General features: G+C 62.3%; 15 protein-coding genes. All 15 read left to right on the forward strand.

What is annotated here, in order from left to right:
- Positions 1-40: 40 nt before the first annotated feature.
- The 15 genes from CAF90_RS21275 (at position 41) to CAF90_RS21345 (ending at position 19,080) form a co-directional block, all read left to right on the forward strand.
- Complete coding sequence (locus CAF90_RS21275; protein ID WP_085608389.1) at positions 41-1,513, forward strand: cytosine permease; 1,473 nt, start codon at positions 41-43, stop codon at positions 1,511-1,513.
- A gap of 70 nt (positions 1,514-1,583) precedes the next feature.
- Positions 1,584-2,552 carry an ABC transporter substrate-binding protein gene (locus tag CAF90_RS21280; RefSeq protein ID WP_007952476.1) on the forward strand — a complete coding sequence of 323 codons (969 nt, stop codon included), beginning with the start codon at positions 1,584-1,586 and terminating at the stop codon, positions 2,550-2,552.
- Positions 2,553-2,636: 84 nt separating this feature from the next.
- Positions 2,637-3,488 carry a proline/glycine betaine ABC transporter permease gene (locus tag CAF90_RS21285; protein ID WP_007952475.1) on the forward strand — a complete coding sequence of 284 codons (852 nt, stop codon included), beginning with the start codon at positions 2,637-2,639 and terminating at the stop codon, positions 3,486-3,488.
- Positions 3,485-4,315, forward strand: a complete 831-nt coding sequence (locus tag CAF90_RS21290; protein WP_085608390.1) for a glycine betaine/L-proline ABC transporter ATP-binding protein — start codon at positions 3,485-3,487, stop codon at positions 4,313-4,315. The genes CAF90_RS21285 and CAF90_RS21290 overlap by 4 nt, the downstream gene beginning before the upstream one ends.
- Positions 4,316-4,449: 134 nt before the next feature.
- On the forward strand, positions 4,450-5,973 hold the full coding sequence (gene hutH, locus CAF90_RS21295) for a histidine ammonia-lyase (RefSeq protein WP_085608391.1): 1,524 nt from the start codon (positions 4,450-4,452) through the stop codon (positions 5,971-5,973).
- Positions 5,974-6,089: 116 nt separating this feature from the next.
- A complete protein-coding gene (gene hutH / locus CAF90_RS21300) occupies positions 6,090-7,622 on the forward strand; it encodes a histidine ammonia-lyase (RefSeq protein WP_007952448.1) in 1,533 nt (510 codons plus the stop codon).
- Positions 7,623-7,681: 59 nt separating this feature from the next.
- Entirely contained in the window at positions 7,682-8,887 is a 1,206-nt protein-coding gene (hutI, locus tag CAF90_RS21305) for an imidazolonepropionase (RefSeq protein WP_085608392.1), read from the forward strand.
- A gap of 10 nt (positions 8,888-8,897) precedes the next feature.
- Positions 8,898-9,698 carry an N-formylglutamate deformylase gene (gene hutG, locus CAF90_RS21310; RefSeq protein WP_085608393.1) on the forward strand — a complete coding sequence of 267 codons (801 nt, stop codon included), beginning with the start codon at positions 8,898-8,900 and terminating at the stop codon, positions 9,696-9,698.
- Between the two features lie 263 nt (positions 9,699-9,961).
- Positions 9,962-10,909: a choline ABC transporter substrate-binding protein gene (locus CAF90_RS21315; RefSeq protein WP_085608394.1), complete on the forward strand. Its 948-nt coding sequence runs from the start codon at positions 9,962-9,964 to the stop codon at positions 10,907-10,909.
- Complete coding sequence (locus CAF90_RS21320; RefSeq protein WP_085608395.1) at positions 10,909-11,826, forward strand: alpha/beta hydrolase; 918 nt, start codon at positions 10,909-10,911, stop codon at positions 11,824-11,826. The genes CAF90_RS21315 and CAF90_RS21320 overlap by 1 nt, the downstream gene beginning before the upstream one ends.
- A gap of 104 nt (positions 11,827-11,930) precedes the next feature.
- Positions 11,931-12,902: a prolyl aminopeptidase gene (gene pip / locus CAF90_RS21325; RefSeq protein WP_085608396.1), complete on the forward strand. Its 972-nt coding sequence runs from the start codon at positions 11,931-11,933 to the stop codon at positions 12,900-12,902.
- Positions 12,899-13,336, forward strand: a complete 438-nt coding sequence (dtd, locus tag CAF90_RS21330) for a D-aminoacyl-tRNA deacylase (protein WP_064592873.1) — start codon at positions 12,899-12,901, stop codon at positions 13,334-13,336. Before pip ends, dtd begins: the two co-directional genes overlap by 4 nt.
- A 321-nt stretch (positions 13,337-13,657) precedes the next feature.
- Entirely contained in the window at positions 13,658-15,472 is a 1,815-nt protein-coding gene (locus CAF90_RS21335) for a glucan biosynthesis protein G (protein ID WP_085608516.1), read from the forward strand.
- On the forward strand, positions 15,465-18,035 hold the full coding sequence (gene mdoH / locus CAF90_RS21340; RefSeq protein ID WP_085608397.1) for a glucans biosynthesis glucosyltransferase MdoH: 2,571 nt from the start codon (positions 15,465-15,467) through the stop codon (positions 18,033-18,035). The genes CAF90_RS21335 and mdoH overlap by 8 nt, the downstream gene beginning before the upstream one ends.
- A gap of 247 nt (positions 18,036-18,282) precedes the next feature.
- The gene (locus tag CAF90_RS21345; RefSeq protein WP_085608398.1) at positions 18,283-19,080 is read left to right on the forward strand and encodes a transporter substrate-binding domain-containing protein; all 798 of its coding nucleotides are present in this window, start codon (positions 18,283-18,285) and stop codon (positions 19,078-19,080) included.
- The last annotated feature ends 93 nt before the right edge of the window (positions 19,081-19,173 follow it).

A 19,173-nucleotide genomic window follows, 5' to 3' on the forward strand; every position in this document is an offset into this window, starting at 1 on the left:
CACAACAACAATAACCAGAACAATCCACAGAGGTTGAATCATGGCGGGCAACACCGATCGTGCAGGCAGTAAACCGTTGATCGAAAGGCGTTCGATCGACTACATCCCGGAAGCGGAAAGACACGGTCGTCTGTTCAGTCAGTTCACCCTCTGGATGGGTGCCAACCTGCAAATCACCGCGATTGTCACCGGGGCCCTGGCCGTGGTGCTGGGCGGCGATGTGTTCTGGTCATTGATCGGTCTGCTGATCGGTCAACTGCTGGGCGGCGGGGTGATGGCGCTGCACGCGGCGCAAGGGCCGAAGCTTGGCCTGCCGCAGATGATTTCCAGCCGGGTGCAGTTCGGCGTCTACGGCGCGGCGATTCCGATCGTGCTGGTGTGCCTGATGTACCTGGGCTTCACCGCCACCGGGACCGTGTTGTCCGGTCAGGCGCTGGGCCAGTTGTTCGGGGTCAGCGACACCGTCGGCATCCTGCTTTTCGCCAGCGTCATCGTCGTGGTCACGGTGCTCGGCTATCGGGTGATTCACTGGATCGGCCGCATCGCCAGTGTCATTGGCGTGATTGCTTTCGTGTACCTGTTCAGCCGTCTGATGAGTCAGGTGGACGTCGGCGCACTTCTGGAAATCCGTCACTTCAGCTGGAGCAGTTTCCTGCTGGCGGTGTCGCTCGCGGCCTCCTGGCAGATCGCTTTCGGCCCGTACGTGGCGGACTACTCGCGTTACCTGCCGAGCAAGGTGTCTTCGGTGAAAACCTTCTTCGCCGCCGGTGCCGGTTCGGTGATTGGTGCGCAGGTGGCGATGATCCTCGGTGTGTTCGCGGCCGCTTCGGCCAACGGGCAATTCGCCGGTCATGAAGTCGCCTACATCGTCGGTCTGGGCGGGACCGGTGCCACCGCCGCGCTGCTGTATTTCAGCATCGCGTTCGGCAAGGTCACCATCTCCACCCTGAACTCCTACGGCAGCTTCATGTGCATCGCGACCATCATCAGCGGCTTCCGTGGCCACCTGACGGTCACCCGCATGCAGCGTCTGGTGTTCGTGCTGGTGATCGTCGGCGCGGCGACCCTGATCGCGCTGCTCGGCCAGCACTCGTTCCTCGGTGCGTTCAAGTCCTTCATCCTGTTCCTGCTGGCGTTTTTCACGCCGTGGAGCGCGATCAACCTGGTGGACTACTACTGCATCACCCGCGAGCGCTACGACGTACCGGCGCTGGCGGATCCGAACGGTCGCTACGGCCGCTGGAACATCCTCGGTATCAGCGTTTACGTGTTCGGGGTGCTGGTGCAACTGCCGTTCATTTCCACCAAGTTCTATACCGGTCCATTGGTAGCGGCCCTGGGGGATGTGGATATTTCCTGGATCATCGGTCTCGTGCTGCCCGCAGCGCTGTACTACGTCTGCGCGAAAAAATGGCACGGCACCGTACCCGATCGACTGATTCTGCCCGTCGAGCAGGACAGCGTTGTACAACCTAAAACAAGCGGGGCCGGTCGCGCTGCGGCGCAGGCCTGATTTGGACGTGGACAGGGCTGGATGCCTCTTGACTGCCGTAAGCCAATTCATGATTAGGAGCGTCACAACAATGAAATCGAACAAGACCCTGCTGACCACATTGCTTTCCATGGGCCTGCTGGCCAGCGCCGGCGCGACCCAGGCAGCCGGCTGGTGCGAGTCCGGCAAACCGGTGAAATTCGCCGGCCTGAACTGGGAAAGCGGCATGCTGCTGACCGACGTTCTGCAGGTGGTGCTGGAGAAAGGTTACGACTGCAAGACCGACAGCCTGCCGGGCAACTCCATCACCATGGAAAACGCCCTGAGCAGCAACGACATCCAGATATTCGCCGAAGAATGGGTCGGCCGCAGCGAGGTCTGGAACAAGGCCGAGAAGGCCGGCAAGGTCGTCGGTGTCGGCGCGCCGGTGGTGGGTGCGATCGAAGGCTGGTACGTGCCGCGCTACGTGATCGAAGGCGACGCCAAACGCAAACTCGAAGCCAAGGCGCCGGACCTGAAAAACATCGCCGACCTGGGCAAATACGCCGCCGTCTTCAAGGACGCCGAAGAGCCTTCCAAGGGCCGCTTCTACAACTGCCCGGCCGGCTGGACCTGCGAGCTGGACAACAGCGAAATGCTGAAAAGCTACGGCCTGGAAAACAGCTATACCAACTTCCGCCCGGGCACCGGTCCGGCGCTGGATGCGGCGGTGCTGTCGAGCTACAAGCGTGGCGAGCCGATCCTGTTCTACTACTGGTCGCCAACCCCGCTGATGGGCCAGATCGACGCAGTGAAACTGGAAGAGAAAGCGGGCGTCGACAAGACCGTGACCATCAAGGTCGGCCTGTCCAAGACCTTCCACGAACAGGCGCCTGAGCTGGTGGCCGTGCTGGAAAAGGTCAACCTGCCGATCGACCTGCTGAACCAGAACCTGGGCCGCATGGCGAAGGAACGTATCGAGTCGCCAAAACTGGCGAAAATCTTCCTCAAGGAACATCCTGAGGTCTGGCATGCGTGGGTGAGTGAAGACGCTGCCAAGAAAATCGACGCGGCGCTGTAGGTCGAATTCCTCCCGGCCAACCGAGAGGCTGGCCGGGGTGTTCGCCGCAATCGCTTGATTGAGTTTCCTGATTGAGAGCCGCTTATGTTTCCCGAAAGCTTTACCTTTTCCATCGCCGACTGGGTCAACGGTTGGGTCGATGCGCTGGTCACCAACTACGGCGATGTGTTCCGCCATATCTCCGACACCCTGCTGTGGGCCATCGTCAATCTTGAAGGCCTGCTGCGCGCCGCGCCGTGGTGGTTGATGCTGGCCATTGTCGGCGTCGTGGCCTGGCACGCAACGCGCAAGGTCGTGACCACCGCCGTGATCGTCGGTCTGTTGTTCCTGGTCGGCGCTGTCGGCCTGTGGGACAAGTTGATGCAGACCCTCGCGCTGATGATGGTGGCGACGGTCATTTCGGTGCTGATCGGCGTACCGCTGGGGATTCTCTCGGCGCGCAGCAATCGCCTGCGTTCGGTGCTGATGCCGCTGCTCGACATCATGCAGACCATGCCCAGCTTCGTGTACCTGATTCCGGTGCTGATGCTGTTCGGCCTGGGCAAGGTGCCGGCGATTTTCGCCACCGTGATCTACGCCGCGCCGCCGCTGATCCGTCTGACCGATCTGGGCATCCGCCAGGTCGACGGCGAAGTGATGGAAGCGATCAACGCCTTCGGCGCCAACCGCTGGCAGCAACTGTTCGGCGTGCAACTGCCGCTGGCCCTGCCGAGCATCATGGCCGGGATCAACCAGACCACCATGATGGCCCTGTCGATGGTGGTGATCGCCTCGATGATCGGCGCCCGTGGCCTGGGTGAAGATGTGCTGGTGGGCATTCAGACCCTCAACGTCGGACGTGGCCTGGAAGCCGGTCTGGCGATCGTGATTCTCGCAGTGGTCATCGACCGCATTACCCAGGCGTATGGTCGGCCACGGCATGAGGTGAGCAAATGAGCAACGCAACCGTGAGCAAGATCGAAGTCAAAAACGTCTTCAAGATTTTCGGCAACCGCGCCAAGGACGCTCTGGCGATGGTCGGCCAGGGCAAGACCAAGGATCAGGTGCTGAACGAAACCGGTTGCGTGGTCGGGGTCAACGACTTGTCCCTGAGCATCGGCACCGGCGAGATCTTCGTGATCATGGGCCTGTCCGGCTCGGGCAAATCGACGCTGGTGCGCCACTTCAACCGCCTGATCGACCCGACCAGCGGCGCGATCCTGGTGGACGGCGTGGACATCCTGCAATACGACATGGAAGCCCTGCGCGAATTTCGCCGGCACAAGATCAGCATGGTGTTCCAGAGCTTCGGCCTGCTGCCGCACAAGACCGTGCTCGAGAACGTCGCCTACGGCCTGAAAGTGCGTGGCGAGACCAAGCAGCTGTGCGCCGAACGCGCGCTGCACTGGATCAACACCGTGGGCCTCAAGGGCTACGAAAACAAATACCCGCACCAGCTCTCCGGCGGCATGCGCCAGCGGGTCGGTCTGGCCCGCGCCCTGGCGGCGGACACCGACATTATCCTGATGGACGAAGCGTTCAGTGCGCTGGATCCGCTGATCCGCGCCGAGATGCAGGACCAGTTGCTGGAGCTGCAAAAGACCCTGCACAAGACCATCGTCTTCATCACCCACGACCTCGACGAGGCCGTGCGTATCGGCAACCGCATCGCGATCCTCAAGGACGGCCGCCTGATCCAGGTCGGCACGCCGAAAGAGATCCTGCATTCGCCGGCGGACGAGTATGTCGACCGTTTTGTGCAGCGGCGGGCGGCGGTGGTTTAAACAGATTTGTGTTGGCTGGGCCTGCCCCTTCGCGAGCAGGCTCGCTCCCACAGTTGGAATGCGGTCCCCTGTGGGAGCGAGCCTGCTCGCGATAGCGTCGGCAAAGCTGCATCAAGGTTCGGATGAGGTTGAAGATGTCCCAGGTTGAAAAAATCGTTATCGCCGACGCTCCGATGCGTTGGCAGGATGTGGTCGCAGTCGCCCGTCACGGCGCGCAGCTCGAGCTGTCGGCGCAGACCTGGGCGCGCATTGAAAACGCACAGGGCATCGTCCAGCGCATCGTTGCCAGCGGCGAGCGCGCCTATGGCGTGAACACCGGGCTCGGTGCGCTGTGCAACGTTTCTCTAAAAGACGAACAGCTCAGCCAGCTGTCGCGCAACACCTTGCTCAGCCATGCCTGCGGCGTCGGTCCGGTGCTGGCCGATGAGCAGACCCGGGCGATCATGTGCTCGGCGATCCGCAACTACAGCCACGGCAAATCCGGCATTCATCGCCGGGTGGTCGAAGCGCTGCTGGCGCTGCTCAATCGCGGCATCACCCCACAAGTGCCGTCCCAGGGGTCGGTGGGTTACCTGACCCACATGGCGCACATCGGCATCGCGCTGCTGGGCGTGGGCAATGTCAGCTATCGCGGGCAGATCGTGTCTGCACAGCAGGCGCTGGCCGAAGAGGGCCTGCAACCGGTGCAGCTCGGGGCGAAGGACGGTCTGTGTCTGGTCAACGGTACGCCGTGCATGACCGGCCTCGGTTGCCTGGCGATTGCCGACGCCACGCGTCTGGTGCAATGGGCCGATGTGATCGGCGCCATGAGCTTCGAGGCTCAGCGTGGCCAGATCGCCGCGTTCGATGCCGAGATCATCGCGCTCAAGCCGCATCCGGGCATGCAGCAGGTCGGCGTCAATCTGCGCGCCTTGCTCGATGGCAGTGAAGTGATTGCCGCGAGCAAGGGCATTCGCACGCAGGATGCCTTGAGCATCCGCTCGATCCCGCAGGTGCACGGCGCCGCCCGCGATCAACTGGAACACGCGATCAAGCAGATCGAAACCGAACTTAACGGCTGCACCGACAACCCGTTGCTGCTGGGCACTCCGGACGATTTCCGGGTGATGTCCCAGGCCAACCCGCACGGTCAATCGGTGGCGTTGGCGGCGGATCTGCTGGCGATTGCGATGGCCGAAATCGGCTCGATTGCCGAGCGGCGTCTGGATCGCCTGATCAACCCGCACGTCAGCGGTCTGCCGGCGTTTCTGGTGGCCAATCCGGGGGTGAACTCCGGGATGATGATCGTGCAATACGTCGCCGCTTCGCTGTGCGCGGAAAACCGCCAGTTGGCGCAGCCGGCGGTACTCGACAACTACGTCACCTCGGGCTTGCAGGAAGACCATCTGAGCATGGGCACCAACGCCGCGCTGAAGCTGCACCGCGCGCTGGAAAACTGCACGCAGATCCTCGCCATCGAGTACCTGCTGGCGGCCCAGGCGTTTGAATTCCTCAAGGAGCAGCGCTTCGGCGCGGGCACCGATACCGCCTGGCGACTGCTGCGCGAGAAGGTCCCGGCCTACGATCAGGACCGCTGGCTGGCGCCGGATATCGCCGCAGCTGCAAGCGTTCTAAAAGACACGGATCTGCTGCACAACGCATTACCGAATCTGCACTGAAAACTACCCACGCCAGCGTGCCAAGGCGCGGCTCCCCAAAAGGGCAGACGCGACGGACAACGGACATCTCCGGAGCGTCTGGCGAGTTAACAATAAACTCTCAAAAGGAGCACAAAATGACTGCGCTGAACCTGATCCCCGGCCAACTGAGCCTGGCCCAACTGCGTGACGTTTATCAGAATCCGGTCAAGCTGACCCTCGACAACAGCGCCAGCGCGCAGATCGAGGCCAGCGTGGCCTGCGTCGAGCAGATCCTCGCGGAAAACCGCACCGCCTACGGCATCAACACCGGTTTCGGCCTGCTGGCCTCGACCCGCATCGCCAGCGAAGACCTGGAAAACCTCCAGCGCTCGCTGGTGCTGTCCCACGCCGCCGGCGTCGGCCAGCCGATCAGCGATGAGCTGGTGCGCCTGATCATGGTGCTCAAGGTCAACAGCCTCAGCCGTGGTTTCTCCGGCATCCGTCGGGTGGTGATCGATGCGCTGATCGCCCTGATCAACGCCGAGGTCTACCCGCACATTCCGCTGAAAGGTTCGGTCGGTGCCTCCGGTGACCTCGCGCCATTGGCGCACATGTCGCTGGTGCTGCTGGGCGAGGGCAAGGCGCGTTACAAGGGCGAGTGGATGGAAGCGACCGAAGCGCTGAAAGTCGCCGGTCTGACGCCGCTGACCCTGGCGGCCAAAGAAGGTCTGGCGCTGCTCAACGGAACGCAGGTTTCCACTGCATTCGCTTTGCGCGGTCTGTTCGAAGGTGAAGACCTGTTCGCCGGCGCACTGGCGCTGGGCGGTCTGACGGTGGAAGCAGTGCTCGGTTCGCGCTCGCCGTTTGACGCACGCATCCACGCTGCCCGTGGCCAGAAAGGCCAGATCGACGCCGCGGCCGCTTACCGCGATCTGCTGGGCGAGCGCAGCGAAGTCTCCGACTCGCACCAGAACTGCGAAAAGGTGCAGGACCCGTACTCGCTGCGCTGCCAGCCGCAAGTCATGGGCGCGTGCCTGACCCAGTTCCGTCAGGCCGCCGAAGTGCTGGCTGTCGAAGCCAACGCCGTATCCGACAACCCGCTGGTGTTCGCGGCTGAAGGCGACGTGATTTCCGGCGGCAACTTCCACGCCGAGCCCGTGGCCATGGCCGCTGACAACATGGCCCTGGCCATCGCCGAAATCGGCTCCCTGAGCGAGCGCCGTATCTCGCTGATGATGGACAAACACATGTCGCAACTGCCGCCGTTCCTGGTGGCCAACGGTGGCGTGAACTCCGGCTTCATGATCGCCCAGGTGACCGCTGCGGCCCTGGCCAGCGAAAACAAGGCGCTGTCCCATCCGCATTCGGTGGACAGCCTGCCGACTTCTGCCAACCAGGAAGACCACGTGTCGATGGCCCCGGCTGCCGGCAAGCGCCTGTGGGAAATGGCCGAGAACACGCGCGGGATTCTCGCGGTGGAATGGCTGGCGGCGGTGCAGGGACTGGACCTGCGCAACGGCCTGAAGACCTCGACCAAGCTGGAACAGGCCCGAGGGATTCTGCGTCGCGAAGTGCCGTTCTACGAGAAGGACCGCTTCTTTGCGCCGGACATCAATGCAGCGACCGAACTGCTGGCTTCGCGGGTTCTGACTGAACTGGTTCCGGCGAAGTTGCTGCCGAGCCTTTAACCCCACCACTGATCGTTCCCACGCTCCGCGTGGGAACGATCACAAGACGAGGACTTGGGATGAAAACCCTCTGGCAACACTGCCACGTCGCAACCATGGCGCAAGGCGTCTACTCGATCATCGAGGATGCGGCCATCGTGACGTCCGGTGCACTCATCGAGTGGATCGGCCCGCGCAGCCAATTGCCGTCAGGCGAATACCCGGCGGTCAATGACCTGCAAGGCGCGTGGGTCACCCCCGGCCTGATCGACTGCCACACCCACACCGTGTTCGGCGGCAACCGCAGCGGCGAATTCGAGAAGCGCCTGCAAGGCGTCAGCTACGCGGAGATCGCAGCGGCCGGCGGTGGCATCGCCAGCACCGTGCGCGCCACGCGTGAAGCCTCTGAAGACGAGCTGTTCGCCAGCGCCGCCAAACGCCTGAAAAGCCTGATGCGCGACGGCGTGACCACGGTCGAAATGAAATCCGGCTACGGCCTCGATCTGGCCAGCGAGCGCAAGATTTTGCGGGTCATCCGTCGCCTCGCCGCCGAGCTGCCGATCAGCGTGCGCAGCACCTGCCTGGCCGCTCACGCCTTGCCGCCGGAATACAAGGACCGCGCCGACGATTACATCGATCACATCTGCGCCGAGATGCTTCCCGCGCTGGCCGCCGAAGGCCTGGTGGATGCGGTGGATGCGTTCTGCGAATACCTGGCGTTCTCCCCGGAACAAGTCGAGCGGGTGTTCATCGCCGCGCAAAAACTCGGGCTGCCGGTGAAGCTGCACGCCGAACAATTGTCGTCATTGCACGGTTCCAGCCTCGCCGCGCGTTACCACGCGTTGTCCGCCGATCACCTGGAGTTCATGGATGAAGCCGACGCCATCGCCATGGCCGAGTCCGACACCGTCGCGGTGCTGTTGCCGGGCGCGTTCTACTTCCTGCGCGAAACCCAGTTGCCGCCGATGGAAGCCCTGCGCAAACACAAAGTGAAAATCGCCATCGCCAGCGACCTCAACCCCGGCACCTCGCCGGCGCTGTCGTTGCGTTTGATGCTGAACATGGCCTGCACCTGTTTCCGCATGACCCCGGAAGAAGCCTTGGCCGGCGCCACGATTCACGCGGCGCAAGCTTTGGGCATGGCTCATACCCACGGCTCACTGGAAGCCGGAAAGGTCGCGGATTTTGTCGCCTGGCAGATCGATCGCCCGGCGGACCTGGCGTACTGGCTGGGTGGTGAACTGGACAAACGCGTCGTGCGTCACGGCGTTGAATCAAGTCTGTAGGAGAGCGGTTGTGGATAAGGTTCTGAACTTCAAACAAGGTCGCGTGCCGCTGCTGATCAGCATGCCCCACGCCGGTGTGCGCCTGACCCCGGCGGTCGAGGCCGGGTTGATCGCGGACGCGAAAAGCCTGCCGGACACCGACTGGCACATTCCGCAGCTCTACGATTTCGCCGCCGAACTGGGCGCCAGCACGCTGGCGGCCGAATACTCGCGATTCGTCATCGACCTGAACCGGCCGTCCGACGACAAACCGCTCTACGCCGGCGCCACCACCGGTCTGTACCCGGCGACGCTGTTCGATGGCATTCCGTTGTTCAAGGACGGGCAGGAGCCGTCGAAAGAAGAACGTGCGACATACCTGGAGCAGATCTGGACGCCGTACCACCGCACCCTGCAGGAAGAACTGGCGCGGCTGAAGGCCGAGTTCGGTTACGCGCTGCTGTTCGATGCGCATTCGATCCGTTCGATCATCCCGCACCTGTTCGACGGCAAGCTGCCGGACTTCAACCTCGGCACCTTCAACGGCGCCAGTTGCGATCCGCAGTTGGCCACGCAACTGGAAGCGATCTGCGCACGCCACGCCGATTACAGCCATGTGCTCAACGGGCGCTTCAAGGGCGGCCACATCACCCGTCACTACGGCAACCCGGCCGAGAACATCCACGCCGTGCAACTGGAGCTGGGCCAGTGCACGTACATGGAGGAGTTCGAGCCGTTCCGCTACCGCGCCGATCTGGCGGAGCCGACGCGGTTGGTGCTGAAGGAATTGCTGCAAGGGCTGCTCGCCTGGGGCAAAAAGCACTACAACTGAGTCTGATCTGATCGTTCCCACGCTCCGCGTGGGAATGCCTCTAGGGACGCTCCGCGTCCAGTGACGCAGAGCGTCACGGGCTGCATTCCCACGCGGAGCGTGGGAACGATCTAGCTGGGGGGGTGGAACCAAACAGTCGCCACCGTGCAAATCCTGGTCGCCACAGTTCGCTTTTCCCGCTCGTCTGCTGCGTAATGTTTCGGCCACGGTGCAAGAAGACACCGATCCGAACAATAAACCGCTGCCGCACGAGACGATCCCACATGAAAAGACTGTTCACTCGTTGTGCGTTAATCCTTACCGGCAGTGCGCTGCTCAGCGCCGGCGCCATGGCTTCCGACGATGCATCCTGCAAAACCGTGCGCATGGGCGTGGTCAACTGGACCGACGTGATCGCCACCAGCGGCATGGCCGACGTGTTGCTCAACGGCCTCGGCTACGAAAGCAAACAGACCAGCGCCGTGCAGCAAATCATCTTCGCCGGCATCCGCGACAAGCGCCTCGATATCTTCCTCGGCTATTGGAAACCGGCGATGGACAAGAACATCGCGCCGTTCCTCGCCGCCAATCAGGTCAAGGTCATGGACAAACCAAGCCTGGCCGACGCACAGGCGACGCTGGCAGTGCCGGACTACGTCGCGGCGGCAGGGCTGAAAACCTTCGGCGACATTGCAAAATTCAAGGATCAGCTCGGCGGCAAGATTTACGGCATCGAGCCCGGCAGCGGCGCCAACACCACGATCAAGACCATGATCGAAACCAACCACTTCGGCCTGAAGGATTTCAAGATCATCGAATCCGGTGAGGCCGGCATGCTCGCCGCCGTGCAACGAGCGGTGAACCGCAAAGAGTTCGTGGTATTCGTCGGCTGGACCCCGCACCCGATGAACATCAACATGAAAATCACCTACCTGACCGGCAGCGAAGACGTCTACGGCCCGAACGAAGGCGCCGCCACCGTTTCCACCGTCACCGCGCCGGACTACGCCGAGCGCTGCCCGAACGTCCATCGACTGCTGGAAAACCTGACCTTCACCGCCGCCCAGGAAAGCCAGTTGATGGTGCCGATCATGGAGCGCAAGACCCCTCAGGAAGTGGCGAAGACCTGGCTGCGTGAGCATCCCGAAGACCTGCAACGCTGGCTGGCGGGTGTCAGCAGTTTCGACGGCAAGGACGGCGTGGCCACGGTTCAGGCCAGCCTGAAAAACTGATGGGCACTTATCCACTCTCGCCGTCGATGGCGGCGTTCGTCGCCAGAACCGAAGGCTTTGCCAGCGATGACAGCAGCCTCGGCGGATTGCGCAAATCCTATGACGCCATGTGCCGCGCCTTCACGCCCGAACGGCCGGCGGGTCTGGAGGTGGTGGATTTCCAGTTGAGCGGGGTGGCGGTGCGTTCGTATCGTCCGCCTGTCCGGCCATCGGCCAGTGGCTGGCCGTGCGTGCTGTATCTGCACGGCGGCGGTTGGGTGGTCGGCGGGCTGGATTCCCATGACTTCATCTGCTGCGAGCTGGCGATGGCGCTCGGGGCAATGGTGGTGGCGGTGGATTACCGGCTGGCGCCGGAGCATCCGTTCCCGGCCGGTTTCGAGGATTGCCTGAGCGTCTGGCGCGCGTTGCGCAGCGGGCCGTTCTGGTTCGATCCCGGGCGGATGCTGGTGGCGGGCGACAGCGCCGGCGGCAATCTGGCGGCGGCGCTGTGCCTGGCGCTGCGCGATGCCGGCGAGCCGCTGCCGGGTGCGCAGGTCTTGATCTATCCGGGGCTTGGGGGCGACGCACAGTTAGCGTCGCGCAGCGAATGCGCCGATGCGCCGTTGCTCGCCAGCAGCGATGTCGATTGCTATCACGCCTTGTACCTGCGCGGCACCGCGAAGCCGAACGCTTATGCGATGCCGTTGCTGGCCGGAGACTTCAGTGGCTTGCCCCCGGCCTGGATCGCCGTGGCGCAGTTCGATCCGTTGCGTGACGACGGCGTGTGCTACGCCGAACGGCTTAACGCAGCGGGCATCGACGCGGCGCTGTATTACGGCGAAGGGCTGGTTCACGGCTGTCTGCGGGCGCGGCATCAGGTCGCCGAGGTGGATCGTCTCTTTGAGAACCTGCTGGGGTTCATGGCTGACAAATTGTGACAGCGTGCGGGCATGCTCATTGACGTAAATCGGGTTTATGATGCCGGACGGCAGAATAATAGAAGTCCCCCCAGGGATGACCTCGACCCCTTACGGAGCGCGCAATGCAGACTTTGTTTCCGCAGATCAAACCTCACGCACGGCACGATCTGGCCGTCGATGACACCCATACACTGTACGTCGACGAAAGCGGTTCACCGGAAGGTTTGCCGGTGGTGTTCATCCACGGAGGTCCCGGCGCCGGGTGCGACGCCCAGAGTCGCCGCTACTTCGATCCGAACCTGTATCGCATTGTCACCTTCGACCAGCGCGGTTGCGGTCGCTCCACGCCCCACGCCAGCCTGGAAAACAACACCACCTGGGATCTGGTCGAAGACCTCGAGCGCATCCGCAAACACCTGGGCATCGACAAATGGGTGCTGTTCGGCGGTTCCTGGGGGTCGACCCTGGCGCTGGCGTACGCGCAGACCCACCCGGAGCGTGTGCATGGGCTGATCCTGCGTGGGATCTTTCTCTGCCGCCCGCAGGAAATCGAATGGTTCTACCAGGCTGGTGCCAGCCGTCTGTTCCCCGATTACTGGCAGGACTACATCGCGCCGATCCCGCTGGACGAGCGTGATGACTTGCTCAGCGCTTTCCACAAACGCCTGACCGGCAACGACCAGATCGCCCAGATGCACGCGGCCAAGGCCTGGTCGACCTGGGAAGGGCGCACCGCGACCCTGCGTCCGAATCCGCTGGTGGTCGACCGCTTCTCCGAGCCGCAGCGCGCCTTGTCGATCGCGCGGATCGAATGCCACTACTTCACCAACAATGCGTTCCTTGAGCCAAACCAGCTGATCCGCGACATGGGCAAGATCGCCCATCTGCCCGGCGTGATCATCCATGGTCGTTACGACGTGATCTGCCCGCTCGACAACGCCTGGGAACTGCATCAGGCCTGGCCGAACAGCGAGCTGCAGGTGATCCGCGATGCAGGCCACGCCGCGTCCGAGCCGGGCATCACCGATGCACTGGTGCGCGCCGCCAGCAAAATGGCCCGTCGTCTGCTCGACCTGCCGCCCGAAGAAGCATGAAGGGTCTTTTGCAGCGCGTGAAAGGCGCGCGGGTCGAAGTGGCGGGAGAGGTGGTCGGCAGTGTCGATCAGGGTTTATTGGTGCTGGTGGCGGTCGAACCCGACGACACGCCGGCCAGCGCCGACAAACTTCTGCATAAGCTGCTTAACTATCGAGTGTTCAGTGACGCCGAGGGCAAGATGAATCTGTCCCTGGCGGATGTGGGCGGCGGGTTGCTGCTGGTCTCTCAGTTCACCCTCGCTGCCGACACCAAAAGCGGGTTGCGCCCGAGTTTCTCGACCGCCGCCCCTCCGGCGCTGGGTGAAGAATTATTCGACTATCTATTAAGCAAAGCGAAACAGATGCATGGCACAGTGGCATCAGGTAGATTCGGCGCGGATATGCAGGTGCACCTGGTCAACGATGGCCCGGTAACCTTCCTGTTACAGACATGAAAGCGCTTGAAACATCTTTTTAAGGGCTTTTCGACTGAAAACAGGGAATTTTCGCGATAAATACTTTGTTACCCCTGATGCGTTGTCACGCGGGCTACTAGATAATCGCGCGCTACGGGGATCAGCGTTCGTTGGTCCATTTTGACTTAGGTAGAGACTTGTCCGGATCCGATTGGGGAATCATTTTGACCCAGCGGAGTCGGAACAATGCTCGCCAACTTGGCAAGGGTGCCCTGAAAGGTCGGTTTTTTTGTACCGAATCCCTCACAGGCACTTCATCTGGCCGTTGGTTTATTGATCTGTTTTCGGCGAGGGTTGCTCGTGATTGTTAGTCCCTGTAATGCAGCAAAATTGTCTGCCAAACGCTTGCGCAGCGCTCTGGTAGCGGGCTCGGCAGTACTCTGCCTGCTCAGCGCCGGCCAGCTTTGGGCATTCAATCTTGACGATGTGTCGGCCAAGGCCAAAGAGCTGGCCGGGCAGAAGTTCGAAGCCCCGCGCAGCAACCTGCCGAACGAATTCCGTGAAATGAAATTCGCGGACTATCAGAAGATTCGTTTCCGCACCGAAAAAGCCGAATGGGCCGACCAGAAGAACCCGTTCAAGCTGTCCTTCTATCACCAGGGCATGCACTTCGATACGCCGGTGAAAATCAACGAAATCACCGCGAACACCGTCGAAGAGATCAAATACGATCCGAGCCGTTTCGATTTCGGCGACCTGCAGTTCGATCCGAAGGCCACCGAACAACTGGGCTATGCCGGTTTCCGTGTGCTGTACCCGATCAACAAGGCTGACAAGCAAGACGAAATCATGACCATGCTGGGCGCGAGCTACTTCCGCGTCGTCGGCAAGGGTCACACCTACGGTCTGTCGGCCCGTGGTCTGGCAATCGACACCGCTTTGCCGTCCGGCGAAGAATTCCCGCGTTTTCGCGAGTTCTGGATTCAGCAGCCGAAGCCGGGCGACAAGCACCTGGTGATCTTCGCCCTGCTGGATTCGCCACGTGCGACCGGCGCCTACCGTCTGATCCTGCGTCCGGGCAGCGACACCATTGTCGACGTCAAGGGCCAGATGTACCTGCGTGACAAGGTCGGCAAGCTCGGCATCGCGCCGCTGACCAGCATGTTCCTGTTCGGCGCCAACCAGCCGTCGAAAGTGCTCAACTACCGTCGTGAACTGCACGACTCCAGCGGTCTGTCGATCCATGCCGGCAACGGCGAGTGGATCTGGCGTCCGCTGAACAACCCTAAACATTTGGCTGTCAGCCAGTTCAGCGTCGAGAACCCGCGTGGTTTCGGTCTGCTGCAACGTGGCCGTGACTTCAGCCACTACGAAGACCTCGACGACCGCTACGACAAGCGCCCAAGCGCCTGGATCGAGCCGAAGGGCGACTGGGGCAAAGGCACCGTAGATCTGGTCGAGATCCCGACCGCCGACGAAACCAACGACAACATCGTTGCGTTCTGGAGCCCGGAAAAACTGCCGGAGCCTGGCCAGCCGCTGGACTTCGCCTACCGCATGCACTGGACCATCGACGAAGCCGCACTGCACGCGCCGGACAGCGCCTGGGTCAACCAGACCCTGCGCTCCACGGGTGACGTCAAGCAATCGAACCTGATCCGTCAGCCGGATGGCAGCGTTGCCTACCTGGTCGACTTCGAAGGCCCGTCTCTGGCCGCTTTGGCCCCGGATGCGGACGTTCGCAGCCAGGTCAGCGTTGGCGACAACGCCGAGCTGGTCGAGAACAGCGTGCGCTACAACCCTGAAACCAAGGGCTGGCGCCTGACCCTGCGGATGAAGATCAAGGACGCGAGCAAGTCCACCGAGATGCGCGCGGCTCTGGTTCAGCCAGTGGTGACCGCTGATCTGGCCAAGTCTTCGGTGCCGACGTCCAACTCGTCGGTAGCCAAAGCCGACAAGGTTGCCGCCAAGCAACAAGAGAAAGCCGACAAGGAAGCCAAGGCCGCCGAGGCTAAACAGGCCGACGCCAAGCCGGTTGCAGATGCCAAGGACAAGGCCAACAAAGACGCCAAGCAGCCAGCCGCTGCGGACGCGGCCCCAGCCACACCGGAATCGGCACCGACTGAAGAAGTCCTGACCGAGACCTGGAGCTATCAGTTGCCTGCCGATGAGTAACTCTCAAGTACAGCCAGAGACTCTGTCCGAGTACCTGGCGCATCTGCCGATGACCGACGAGCAGCGCGCGGAACTCGCGGGCTGCCAGTCCTTCAGCGAATTGCATGAACGCCTGTCGTCCAAGACCTTTGACGCTCCGACCGAAGCCGCCCAGGCTTCGGTGGGCAAGCGCCTGACCCTGAGCACCGCCGAAGAGCTGCAAGACGCGGAAATGCTGGTGCTCGACGCCAGCGGCCGGGTCAGCATGAAGGCCACGCCGCCGATCCGTCGGACCAAGGTCGTGCCGGAGCCGTGGCGCACCAACATTCTGGTGCGTGGCTGGCGCCGCCTGACCGGCCGGACCAACCCGCCGCAACCGCCGAAGGACGCCAACGTGCTGCCGGCGGCGCGCTGGCGCACGGTCGGTTCGATCCGTCGCTACATTCTGCTGGTGCTGATGCTGGGTCAGACCATCGTCGCCGGCTGGTACATGAAAGGCATCATGCCGTACCAGGGCTGGTCGTTCGTCGATCTGGAAGAAGTCCTGCATCAACCGCTGCTGCAAACCGCCACGCAAGTGCTGCCGTATGCGCTGCAGACCAGCATCCTGATCATGTTCGGGATTCTGTTCTGCTGGGTGTCGGCCGGTTTCTGGACCGCGCTGATGGGCTTCCTCGAATTGCTCACCGGCCACGATAAATACCGGATCTCCGGTAAAAGTGCCGGTAACGAGCCGATTCCGAAGGATGCGCGCACCGCACTGGTGATGCCGATCTGCAACGAAGACGTGCCTCGGGTGTTCGCCGGTCTGCGCGCGACGTTCGAGTCGGTCGCCGCTACCGGTGACCTGGACCGTTTCGACTTCTTCGTCCTCAGTGACAGTAACGACACCGACATCTGCGTTGCCGAGCAGCAGGCCTGGCTGGACGTCTGCCGCGAAGCCAAGGGTTTCGGCAAGATCTTCTATCGCCGCCGTCGCCGCCGCGTCAAACGCAAGAGCGGCAACCTCGATGACTTCTGCCGTCGCTGGGGCGGTGACTACAAGTACATGGTCGTACTCGACGCCGACTCGGTCATGAGCGGCGAGTGCCTGACCAGTCTGGTACGCCTGATGGAGGCCACTCCGGACGCCGGCATCATCCAGACCGCGCCGCGTGCTTCGGGCATGGACACGCTGTATGCCCGCATGCAGCAGTTCGCCACCCGCGTTTACGGTCCGCTGTTCACCGCCGGCCTGCACTTCTGGCAGCTGGGTGAATCCCACTACTGGGGTCACAACGCGATCATCCGCATGAAGCCGTTCATCGACCACTGCGCCCTGGCGCCGTTGCCGGGCAAGGGTGCGTTCTCCGGTGCGATCCTCTCTCACGACTTCGTTGAAGCTGCGCTGATGCGCCGTGCCGGCTGGGGCGTGTGGATTGCCTACGATCTGCCGGGCAGCTACGAAGAACTGCCGCCGAACCTGCTCGACGAACTCAAGCGTGACCGTCGCTGGTGCCACGGCAACCTGATGAACTTCCGTCTGTTCCTGGTAAAAGGCATGCACCCGGTGCACCGCGCGGTGTTCCTGACCGGCGTGATGTCTTACCTGTCGGCACCGCTGTGGTTCTTCTTCCTGGTGTTGTCGACCGCGCTGCTGGCGGTGAACACGCTGATGGAGCCGCAGTACTTCCTCGAACCGCGTCAGCTGTATCCGCTGTGGCCGCAATGGCACCCGGACAAGGCGATCGCGCTGTTCTCGACGACTATCGTGCTGCTGTTCCTGCCGAAGCTGTTGAGCATCATCCTGATCTGGGCCAAGGGCGCGAAAGAGTTCGGCGGCAAGTTCAAGGTGACCCTGTCGATGCTGCTGGAGATGCTGTTCTCCATGCTGCTGGCGCCGGTGCGGATGATTTTCCACACCCGTTTCGTTCTGGCCGCGTTCCTCGGCTGGGCCGCGACCTGGAACTCGCCGCAGCGTGACGACGACTCGACGCCATGGAGCGAAGCGGTCAAGCGTCACGGTCCGCAGACCCTGCTGGGCTTCTTCTGGGCGCTGCTGGTGATCTGGCTGAACCCAAGCTTCCTGTGGTGGCTGGTGCCGATCGTCGGTTCGCTGATGCTGTCGATTCCGGTGTCGGTGATTTCCAGTCGCGTCGGTCTGGGCCTCAAATCCCGTGACGAGAGCCTGTTCCTCATCCCCGAGGAATACAATCCGCCACAGGCGCTGCTGGCCACCGATCAGTACACCCACGAAAACCGCTGGCACGCGCTGAACGACGGCTTCGTCCGCGCCGTGGTCGATCCGCAGCAGAACGCCCTGGCGTGCTCGCTGGCGACCTCGCGTCACGGTGAGGCCGAGCCGATCGAATGGCTGCGCCAGGAACGTGTGCGTCACGCGATCAAGGTCGGCCCGGCCGGGCTGAACAACCATGATCGCCTGCAACTGCTGAGCGATCCGGTGGCCCTGGCCCGTCTGCACGAGCAGGTGTGGGCCGAAGGTCACGCCGAGTGGCTGGATGCATGGCGGGCTTCGGTGAAAGCCGACCCTCATGCACCGCTGCTGCCGCTCAAGCCGGTGAGCTTGCAGGCGCAACCGGCCTGATGAAGAAACCCCGCGAAAGCGGGGTTTTTTTTGCCTGCCGATTACCGTCGCGGATCACTCGTTCCCACGCTCTGCGTGGGAATGCAGCCCGAGACGCTCTGCGTCCCATCCGGCACCAACCGATCAAAAAACCTTGTGCAAACGGACGAGTGCGTTAGCATCCGTCCCCGAATTGGCGCACCCGGACAATCTTGTCCATTTCTGTCGGTTTTCGCGCCGCAAACGCAATGGTTTTGGGGACTTGAAGATGAAGAAGTATCTGTCGATGCTGCTGGTCGGCGTCACGGCACTGGTTGCAGTCAATGCGGCGCAGGCCGGCGCAATCGATGACGCGGTCAAGCGCGGCTCGTTGAAAGTCGGTATGGATCCGACCTACATGCCGTTCGAAATGACCAACAAGCGCGGCGAAATCATCGGTTTCGAAGTCGACATCCTCAAAGCCATGACCAAGGCCATGGGCGTCAAGCTGGAGCTGGTCTCCACCGGTTACGACGGGATCATCCCGGCGTTGATGACCGACAAGTTCGACATGATCGGCAGTGGCATGACCCTGACCCAGGAACGCAACCTGCGCCTGAACTTCAGCGAACCGTTCATCGTGGTCGGCCAGACCCTGCTGATCCGTAAAGAGCTGGAAGGCACCATCAAGTCCTATAAAGACCTGAACACCGCCGACTACCGCATCACCTCCAAGCTCGGCACCACCGGCGAGATGGTCGCCAAGAAGCTGATCTCCAAGGCCAAGTACCACGGCTACGACAACGAGCAGGAAGCCGTGCTCGACGTGGTCAACGGCAAGGCTGACGCCTTCATCTACGACGCGCCGTACAACGTCGTTGCAGTGAACAAGGTCGGCGCCGGCAAACTGGTGTTCCTCGACAAGCCGTTCACCTACGAGCCGCTGGCCTTCGGTCTGAAGAAGGGTGACTACGACAGCATCAACTTCATCAACAACTTCCTGCACCAGATCCACGAAGACGGCACCTACGATCGCATCCATGACAAGTGGTTCAAGAGCACCGAGTGGCTCAAGAACATGGAATAAGGCCCGCCCGCTGATCGTTCCCACGCTTTGCGTGGGAACGCCGCCCGGGACGCTCCGCGTCCCTTCGCAAGCGTGACGCAGAGCGTCACAGGA

This window comes from Pseudomonas sp. B37(2017) (assembly GCF_002112885.1).
GTDB lineage: Bacteria > Pseudomonadota > Gammaproteobacteria > Pseudomonadales > Pseudomonadaceae > Aquipseudomonas > Aquipseudomonas paraglycinae.